8 protein-coding genes are annotated in these 7,685 nt (G+C 72.0%); 6 read left to right on the top strand and 2 right to left on the bottom strand.

Annotated elements, in window-relative coordinates; all coding sequences use genetic code 11:
- Both AB0M20_RS17700 and AB0M20_RS17695 read left to right on the top strand, forming a co-directional pair.
- Positions 1 to 1,108, top strand: a 1,108-nt coding sequence (locus AB0M20_RS17700; RefSeq protein WP_364299316.1) for an MFS transporter, incomplete at its 5' end; no start/stop codon positions are given.
- 72 nt (positions 1,109 to 1,180) lie between these two features.
- Positions 1,181 to 1,906 (top strand): SDR family oxidoreductase, encoded by a 726-nt coding sequence (locus tag AB0M20_RS17695; RefSeq protein WP_364299314.1) that lies wholly within the window; start codon positions 1,181 to 1,183, stop codon positions 1,904 to 1,906.
- 237 nt (positions 1,907 to 2,143) lie between these two features.
- Here the strand turns inward: AB0M20_RS17695 and AB0M20_RS17690 are convergent, their stop codons facing one another.
- Positions 2,144 to 2,542, bottom strand: a complete 399-nt coding sequence (locus AB0M20_RS17690; protein ID WP_364299312.1) for a hypothetical protein — start codon at positions 2,540 to 2,542, stop codon at positions 2,144 to 2,146.
- A 165-nt stretch (positions 2,543 to 2,707) separates the two neighbouring features.
- On the opposite strand from AB0M20_RS17690, the gene AB0M20_RS17685 reads away from it, so the two are divergent.
- From AB0M20_RS17685 to AB0M20_RS17670, 4 genes are all read left to right on the top strand, one after another.
- The gene (locus tag AB0M20_RS17685) at positions 2,708 to 4,849 is read left to right on the top strand and encodes a DEAD/DEAH box helicase (RefSeq protein ID WP_364299310.1); all 2,142 of its coding nucleotides are present in this window, start codon (positions 2,708 to 2,710) and stop codon (positions 4,847 to 4,849) included.
- A 152-nt stretch (positions 4,850 to 5,001) separates the two neighbouring features.
- Positions 5,002 to 5,295 carry a metal-sensitive transcriptional regulator gene (locus AB0M20_RS17680; RefSeq protein WP_364299308.1) on the top strand — a complete coding sequence of 98 codons (294 nt, stop codon included), beginning with the start codon at positions 5,002 to 5,004 and terminating at the stop codon, positions 5,293 to 5,295.
- Positions 5,296 to 5,311: 16 nt separating this feature from the next.
- The gene (locus AB0M20_RS17675; RefSeq protein ID WP_364299306.1) at positions 5,312 to 5,524 is read left to right on the top strand and encodes a heavy metal-associated domain-containing protein; all 213 of its coding nucleotides are present in this window, start codon (positions 5,312 to 5,314) and stop codon (positions 5,522 to 5,524) included.
- Positions 5,517 to 6,524: a hypothetical protein gene (locus AB0M20_RS17670; RefSeq protein WP_364299304.1), complete on the top strand. Its 1,008-nt coding sequence runs from the start codon at positions 5,517 to 5,519 to the stop codon at positions 6,522 to 6,524. Before AB0M20_RS17675 ends, AB0M20_RS17670 begins: the two co-directional genes overlap by 8 nt.
- 39 nt (positions 6,525 to 6,563) lie before the next feature.
- Here the strand turns inward: AB0M20_RS17670 and AB0M20_RS17665 are convergent.
- The coding region (locus tag AB0M20_RS17665) for an SAM-dependent methyltransferase (RefSeq protein WP_364299302.1) at positions 6,564 to 7,685 on the bottom strand (1,122 nt) is incomplete at its 5' end.

Raw genomic sequence — 7,685 nt, 5'->3', positions numbered from 1 at the left:
GGCCGGGGCGGCGTTCGCCCAGCAGTTGCCCTGGCTGCTGTTCGCCCTGATCAGCGGCGCCTGGTCGGACCGCCTCGACCGGCGCCGTCTGGTCGCCACGGTCAACGCGGTGCGGGCGCTTGCGATCGGCGTGCTGGCGCTGGCGATCGCCATGGGCTTCGTCTCGGTGCCGCTGGTCTACGCCGTCTTCTTCGTGCTCGGCACCGGCGAGACACTGGCCGACACGGCGTCGGCGGCGTTCGTGCCGGCGATCGTCGCCCCCGCGCAGCTACCCACCGCCAACTCCCTGCTCGGCGCCACCTTCACGGTGCTCAACCAGTTCGTCGCCAAGCCGTTCGGGGCGTGGCTCTTCGCCCTGGCCGCGGCCCTGCCCTTCGGCCTGAACGCGGCCTCGTTCCTGGCCTCGGCCGTGCTGGTCCGCTCCCTGCGTTCGATCCCGCCGCCACCGCCGCCACCTCCGACGGAGTGGCGTTCCCTGCGCGCCGACATCGCGGAGGGTCTCCGGTTCCTCCGGGCCCACCTGCTGCTCCGCACGCTGGCGGTGACGATGGCCTTCGGCAACGTGGTGTTCTGCGCGGCGTTCGCGATCTTCGTGCTCTACGCCCGATCCGTGCTGGGCCTGTCGTCGATCGGGTACGGCGTGCTGCTGACGGCGTTCGCGGTCGGCGGCCTGCTGGGCACCCTGATCGCGCCGTGGCTGCTGCGCGTGGCCGGGGCGACGGTGCTGTTGCGGGTGGGCCTGCTGATCGAGGTGGCCCTGCACGCCACCCTGGCGGCCACCGGGTCGCCGTGGCTGGCGGGCGCGGTGATCGTGGTTTTCAGCGTGCATGCGGTGGTGTGGGGCGTGGTGGTGACGACGATCCGCCAGCGCACGGTCCCGTCGGCGATGTTCGGCCGCGTGACCAGCGTGTACTCGTTGCTGGACCTGGGCGGGGCGGCGGTGGGCTCGTTGCTGGGCGGCCTGGTGGCCCAGGCCTACGGCCTGCTGGCGACTTTCTGGACAGCAGCCGCGGCAATGACCCTGGTGGCAATCGCGGCGTGGCGTCCGCTGTCGGTTGCCACGGCGGTCTTCCGATCCGCGCCGGTCCAGGTCCACGACACGACGTAGCCCGTACTGGTGCCCCATCGAGGTGATCGAGCAACGTCACGCCGGGGACGGTCGCTGGCTAGGGTGACTGTCATGGCGAGGCTTGCGGTGGTCAGTGGTGGAGGCACCGGCATCGGCCGGGCGACGGCGGGGATGCTCGCGGGCGAGGGCTATGACGTGATCATCGTCGGCCGTCGCGCCGAGAAGCTGGCCGAAGCGGTCAAGTGGATCGGGCCGCAGGCGTCCGCCGTGACCGCCGATCTCGTCGAACCCGACCAGGTCGAGGCCGTGGTCGCGGCCGTCGACGGGCGGCCGGTCGACGTGCTGGTCAACAACGCCGGCGCCTTCATCGGCGGCGACGAGTCCACCCTCGCCGCGCGGGCCGCCCGCTGGCGCGCCACCCTCGACTCCAACGTGATCACCGCCGTCCTGCTCACCGAAGCGCTCCGCCCGCTGCTGCGCCGACCCGGCGGCCACGTGATCCTGACCAGCTCGATAGCCGCCCAGCGCGGCGGTGGCGGCGCGTACTCCGCGGCCAAGGCGGCCCTGCACGGCTGGATGCTCGACCTCGCCGTGCAGTTCGGGCCCGAGGGCATCACCGCCAACGTCATCTCGCCCGGATACATCACCGACAGCGAGTTCTTCGACGGCCGGATGACCGAGGGGGGCCACCGCCAGCGGGTCGACTCGACGCTCGTGGGCAGGGCCGGCGTGCCCGACGACATCGCCGAGGCGGTCCGGTGGCTGGTCGGCCCCGGCGGCAGCTTCGTCACCGGCCAGGTCATCAACGTCAACGGCGGCACGGTCCTCGGTCGCTGACCTTGTCCGACGCGGTCCTCGGTCGCTGACCTTGTCCGAGCGCCTTCGACTGCTGCGTACCCGAAAGGTCCCGGCGTGGCATCGCCGCGTGTTTCGTCAACGCTCGCCGCGTCACGTCCGCGCATCACGTCTCCGCGTCACGTCTCCGCGCGAAGACTCTGCGGGCGCCGCGCACGCTCGGCCCCGAGGCTCGATGAGCCCGACCCAGCGCCTGGGTTCGGTCAAGATCGCGGCGGCTCACTGCCTCTCGAGGGTGAAGGGAGGCTCGTCCGGGCGGTTTGCGCGGAAGCGCAACGCCGACCAGCGGTCGTCCACCGCCACCTGGCCGGCCGGGCGCATGTCGAAGTCGGCGACGATCGGCCACAGCGAGTCGCGGTTGATGTCGGCCTGATTGCCCTTGGGATAGGCCACCCAGAAAGCCGCCGGCTTCGTCAGGTCGGCGGCGTGTTTCTCGAGCGCCGCGCGCACCGCGGCGGCATCGTCGGCGAAGACCACCGCGACGCTGGCCGTGGCCGGCTGGTCGCTTTCCCGCACCCCGTCGGGCAGTGGCGTGAGCAGCGCGATCCGCGCCGGGTCGGACACCCACACCGTGGTGTTCGGCTTGATCTGCAGCTTCTCGGCAACCGTCTTCGTCATGGCTTTCACCCTGCCACCGCCGCGTACGCCCGGACCAAGATTCTTTCCAGCCTGTGGATAACTTCTGCCGGCGCCGCGGGCCTGTGGACAACGCCGTTTCTGTCAGATCCGGCTGGTAGACATTGCGGCGTGACCGGAGCGGACCGACAGCCAGGAGCACGAGACGTGAGTGACGCCGAGCGGGTGGTGGTGCGCGAGTGCGCCGAGGAGGTGCTGCGCAAGCTGGCGGGAGAGCAGGCGACCCTTCGCGAGGACCAGTGGCGTGCGATCGAGGCGCTGGTGGTCGACCGGCGTCGAGTCCTCTGCGTGCAGCGCACCGGCTGGGGCAAGTCGGCGGTCTACTTCATCGCGACCGCTCTGCTGCGGGACGGCGTGATGGCCGGGGCCGGTGATCCGCCGGCCGGGCCGACCGTCATCGTGTCGCCGTTGCTGGCGTTGATGCGTAACCAGGTGGAGGCCGCCGCGCGGGCGGGCATCCGGGCGCGCACCATCAACTCGGCCAATCTCGAGGAGTGGGGGGAGATCACCGCCGAGATCCACGCGGGGGCGGTGGACGTGTTGCTGATCAGCCCCGAGCGGCTCAACAATCCGGACTTCCGCGACAACGTCCTGCCCGGTCTCGCGGCGAGCACCGGTCTGCTCGTGGTCGACGAGGCGCACTGCGTCTCCGACTGGGGCCATGACTTCCGGCCGGACTATCGGCGGTTGCGCACGTTCCTCGCCGGGCTGCCGGCGCGCACCCCGGTGCTCGCGACCACCGCGACCGCCAACGAGCGGGTGACGGCCGACGTCGCCGAGCAGCTGGGTGACGCACTGGTGCTGCGCGGCACGCTCGATCGCGACTCGCTGCGGCTGGCCGTGCTCCAGCTGGAGGACCCGGCCCACCGCCTTGCCTGGCTGGCCGATCACCTCGAGGTGCTGCCCGGTTCGGGCATCGTCTACACGCTCACCGTGGCGGCCGCGACCGAGACCGCCGACTTCCTCCGGTCGCGCGGGTTCGCCGTGGCGTCGTACACCGGGCAGGTCGAGAACGCCGAGCGGCTCGCCGCCGAGCAGGATCTGCTGGACAACAAGATCAAGGCGCTGGTGGCCACGTCGGCGCTGGGCATGGGCTTCGACAAGCCCGACCTGGGGTTCGTGGTGCACCTCGGCGCGCCGCCGTCGCCGATCGCCTATTACCAGCAGGTCGGCCGGGCCGGGCGTGCGGTCGAGCACGCCGAGGTGGTGCTCCTGCCGGGCCGCGAGGATGCGGCGATCTGGCGGTATTTCGCCTCGCTCGCGTTCCCGCCCGAGGAGCAGGTGCGTTCGGTGCTGGCCAATCTGTCCACCGACCGTCCGATGTCGACGCCCGCGTTGGAGCCGCTGGTCGACCTGCGTCGCGCCCGGCTCGAGCTGATGCTCAAGGTGCTCGACGTGGACGGCGCCGTCCGGCGTACCCGTGGGGGTTGGCTCGCCACCGGGGAGCCGTTCACCTACGACACGGCCCGGCTTCGCCGCGTCGCCGAGGCGCGGACCAAAGAGCAGCAGACGATGATGGAGTACGCGCACACGACTGGCTGCCGCATGGAGTTCCTGCGCCGATGCCTGGACGATCCCGAGGCCAAGCCGTGCGGGCGGTGTGACACGTGCACCGAGCCGCTCTACAACACCGACGTGTCGCCCGGGTCGCTGAGCGCCGCGCATGCGTTCCTGGGCCGGCCGGGTGTGGAGGTCGCGCCCAAAAAGCTGTGGCCCACCGGCATGGAGGCGGTCGGCGTGCCGCTCAAGGGCAAGATTCCGCCGGGCGATCAGGTCGCGCCCGGGCGGGCCGTCGGGCGGCTCTCCGACCTCGGCTGGGGCGGACGGCTGCGCGAGTTGATCGGCCCGGGTGCGCCCGACACGGAGATCCCGAAAGATGTGGCGGGCGCGGTGGTCGAGGTCCTCAAGGCGTGGGCGCACGGCGACGCCGGCTGGGAGCAGCGCCCGGTCGCGGTCGCGGCCGTGTGGTCGAGCCGGCGTCCGCGGCTGGTCCGCAGCATCGCCGAGCACATCGCCACGGTCGGGCGGCTGCCGTTCATCGGCACGGTGGCGTCGTCCCACCTCGGCGACGACGCGCCGCGCGGCAACAGCGCCCAGCGGGTGCGGGCTCTGCACGACGCCTTCACGGTTCCGGCGGAGCTCGCGGCGGTCGTGTCAGGCTTGGAGGGACCGGTCCTTCTGGTCGATGACCTGGTCGACTCCGGCTGGACGATGGTGCTGGCCGGGCGGGCGCTGAGGCAGGCCGGGGCGCCTGCGGTGCTGCCCTTGGCTCTCGCGGTGGCCGGATGAGAGCCGAGTCGCGCAGGACGCGGCCGGGCGACTGTGGTTCGGCAGCACCCGTCGGCCCCGGCATGGGTGCCTGGCATGGGTCACCGACGAGGCAAAATGCCTCTGCGCGACACGGTGGTCGGGTCTATACGGGTGGGGGGTATGCTGGTGTCATGAGCGAGGAGCACGGGCCGCACGGCTACTCCGGTGACAAGCAGGCACTGCTCGGCCGGCTGCGGCGCATCGAGGGTCAGATCCGCGGGCTGCAGCGGATGGTCGACGAGGACACCTACTGCATTGACGTCCTCACGCAGATCTCCGCCGCGAAGAGCGCACTGCAAGCGGTGGCCGTCGGGCTGCTCGAGGATCACCTCGCGCACTGCGTCGTCGACGCCGCCCGCGCGGGCGACCCGACCGCCAAGGTCAAAGAGGCGTCCGACGCGATCGCCCGCCTGGTCAAGAGCTGAAAGGAACGGCAGCGCCATGTCAGTCACCAACACCTACACCGTCAGCGGCATGACCTGTCAGCACTGTGTCAGCGCCGTCACCGGTGAGTTGTCGTCGCTCGAGGGTGTCGACGACGTGCAGGTCGACCTCGGCACCGGTGTCGTGACCGTGACCAGCGCCGCGCCCCTCGACGTGAGTGACGTGCGGTCGGCGGTCGACGAGGCCGGCTACGAGCTGGCCGATGCCTGACCAGCCCGAGAGCCTGGTCGACGTCCTCGACAAGCCGAGCCGGCCGGAGGAGCGCAGCGCGAGCTTCAAGCTGGCGGCCTTCGGTGCGGTGCTCGTCGTGGTGCTCTTCGCGGGCTACGGGATCGGCCGGCTCAACGAGGCCACCCCGACCGCCGAGGCCGGGCCGGCCGCCGCGCAGGTCGCCGACGACGGTCACGGGCACGGTGCGGCGCCCGCACCGTCGCATGACGACAGCGGCACCGCCCCTCACGTGCACAATGCCGACGGCTCGGTCACCCCGGCCGGCGGCGCCGCGGGCGGCGCGGTCGGCGGCCTCACCGTGACCAGCGACGGCCTGACCATGGCCCCCACCGCGAGCACCTTCGCGGCGGGCACGAGGCAGACGCTGTCCTTCGCGATCCGCGGCGCCGGCAATGCGGCGGTCACCACCTTCGCCGTCGTGCACGACAAGCCGCTGCACCTGATCGTGATCCGCCGCGACCTCTCCGGCTTCCAGCACCTGCACCCGACCATGGCGCCGGACGGCACCTGGAGCATCCCGATCACCTTCGCCGCGCCGGGCAGCTATCGCGCGGTCGCTGACTTCACCGCGATCGTCGGCGGCGACCAGGTGCCGGCGACGCTGGGCGTCGACCTGACGGTGCCGGGGGACTACCGGCCGGTCGCGCTGCCCGCGCCGGTGCGGCAGGCGGTCGCCGACGACTTCCAGGTGGCGTACGAGGGTGAGCCCCGGATCGGCTCCACCCAGCCGCTCTTCATGACCGTCACGACGGCCGGCCGCCCGGCGCAGCTCGAGCCGTACCTCGGCGCCTTCGGTCACCTGGTGGTGATGCGCGAGGGCGATCTGGGCTACGTGCACGTCCATCCCGAGCCGCAGCTCGTCGACGGCAAGGTCAAGTTCTGGCTGGCGGCGCCGGGCCCGGGTCGCTACCGCATGTTCTTCGACTTCCAGGTGGCCGGCAAGGTCCACACCGCCTCCTGGACCTCCGAGGTCAACTGACGCGGCCGGCTCGGGTTTGTCCGCGCGGTTTGCCCCCGCTCAGGCCAGGAGTTTTTCCAAGGCAGGGGTGACGCCCCACTGGGTGGTCAGGGCGTCGTATTCGTCGCGCGGCGCCGGTGTGCCGGTGTGGCGGGCGCGCAGGAGCAGGTTGCGCGGGGTGTGGGCCGAGTCCACGAACTCGACCACGTCCACCTTGTAACCCTGGGTGCGCAACAGGGACGCCCGCAGCGAGTCCGTCAGGACGTCGGCGAAGCGCTCCCGGAGGATCGCGTGCCGCAGCAGCTCGCCGTACGGCGCGGGCGCCGGGTGGCCCTTGAGCTGCGCCGCGATGTCGTGGTGGCAGCACGGCGCCGCCAGCACCCACTTGGCGTTCCAGCCCACCGCCCTGGCCAGCGCCTCGTCGGTCGCCGTGTCGCAGGCGTGCAACGCGAGCACCAGGTCCGGAGCCTCGGCGACCGAAGCATCCGCGATCGTGCCGGCCACGAACGTCACGTCGTCGGCGCAGCCGAGCGCGGCGGCCAGCTCCGAGTTCCGTACCCTCTGGTCCTCGCGCACATCGACCCCCACGACCTGGACCGGACCGCGGTCGGCCAGATAGCGGTAGGCGGCGAAGGTCAGATAGGCGTTGCCGCACCCCAGGTCGACGACGCGTAGCGGCGCCGGCAGCTCGGCCGGCAGCGTCGCGGCCAGCGCGCGCAGGAAGGCGTCCACCTGCCGCCGCTTCGCCGCCGTCCCGCCCAGCACCTCGAACAGCGGATCGCCCGGATCGAGCAGCCACTGCTTGGCGCGGTTATGGCCTTGCGGGGCCTTGGCAGACGCCGCAGCCGTGCGATGGACGTAAGCGTCACCCTTCTTGGAGATGCGCACCTGCACCGTCGCCGCCGCCGTCTCCACGTGCCAGTTCCCGAACGGCTCGGCCAGCAGTTCGTCCACCGCCGCGGCGGCGTCCGGACCCAGGGACAGATTCCTGGTGTACGGGCGCGCGCCGTCATCGGTCACGATCTGCAGGTGCGTCCCGGCCTTGAGCGCGACCGGCCGCACCTCCGCCCGGCGCACCGACGGGGTCTGCCCGCGACGCCGCCCGGCCGCGACCGCCCGCGTGAGGGCAGGGTCGAGCAGCAGATCACGGACTTCGGCGAGGACGGTCTCGAGGGCTTGGGC

Source organism: Actinoplanes sp. NPDC051633 (assembly GCF_040681735.1).
Classification (GTDB): Bacteria; Actinomycetota; Actinomycetes; order Mycobacteriales; family Micromonosporaceae; genus Actinoplanes.
Note: the sequence above shows the minus strand (reverse complement) of the source record. Positions and strands in the feature narration are given on the sequence as shown.

Excerpts from the sequence above, each read along its gene's own strand:
- AB0M20_RS17695 (WP_364299314.1), top strand. The coding sequence starts at position 1,181 with ATGGCGAGGCTTGCGGTGGTCAGTGGTGGAGGCACCGGCATCGGCCGG.
- AB0M20_RS17690 (WP_364299312.1), bottom strand. The coding sequence starts at position 2,542 with ATGACGAAGACGGTTGCCGAGAAGCTGCAGATCAAGCCGAACACCACG.
- AB0M20_RS17680 (WP_364299308.1), top strand. The coding sequence starts at position 5,002 with ATGAGCGAGGAGCACGGGCCGCACGGCTACTCCGGTGACAAGCAGGCA.
- AB0M20_RS17675 (WP_364299306.1), top strand. The coding sequence starts at position 5,312 with ATGTCAGTCACCAACACCTACACCGTCAGCGGCATGACCTGTCAGCAC.
- AB0M20_RS17670 (WP_364299304.1), top strand. The coding sequence starts at position 5,517 with ATGCCTGACCAGCCCGAGAGCCTGGTCGACGTCCTCGACAAGCCGAGC.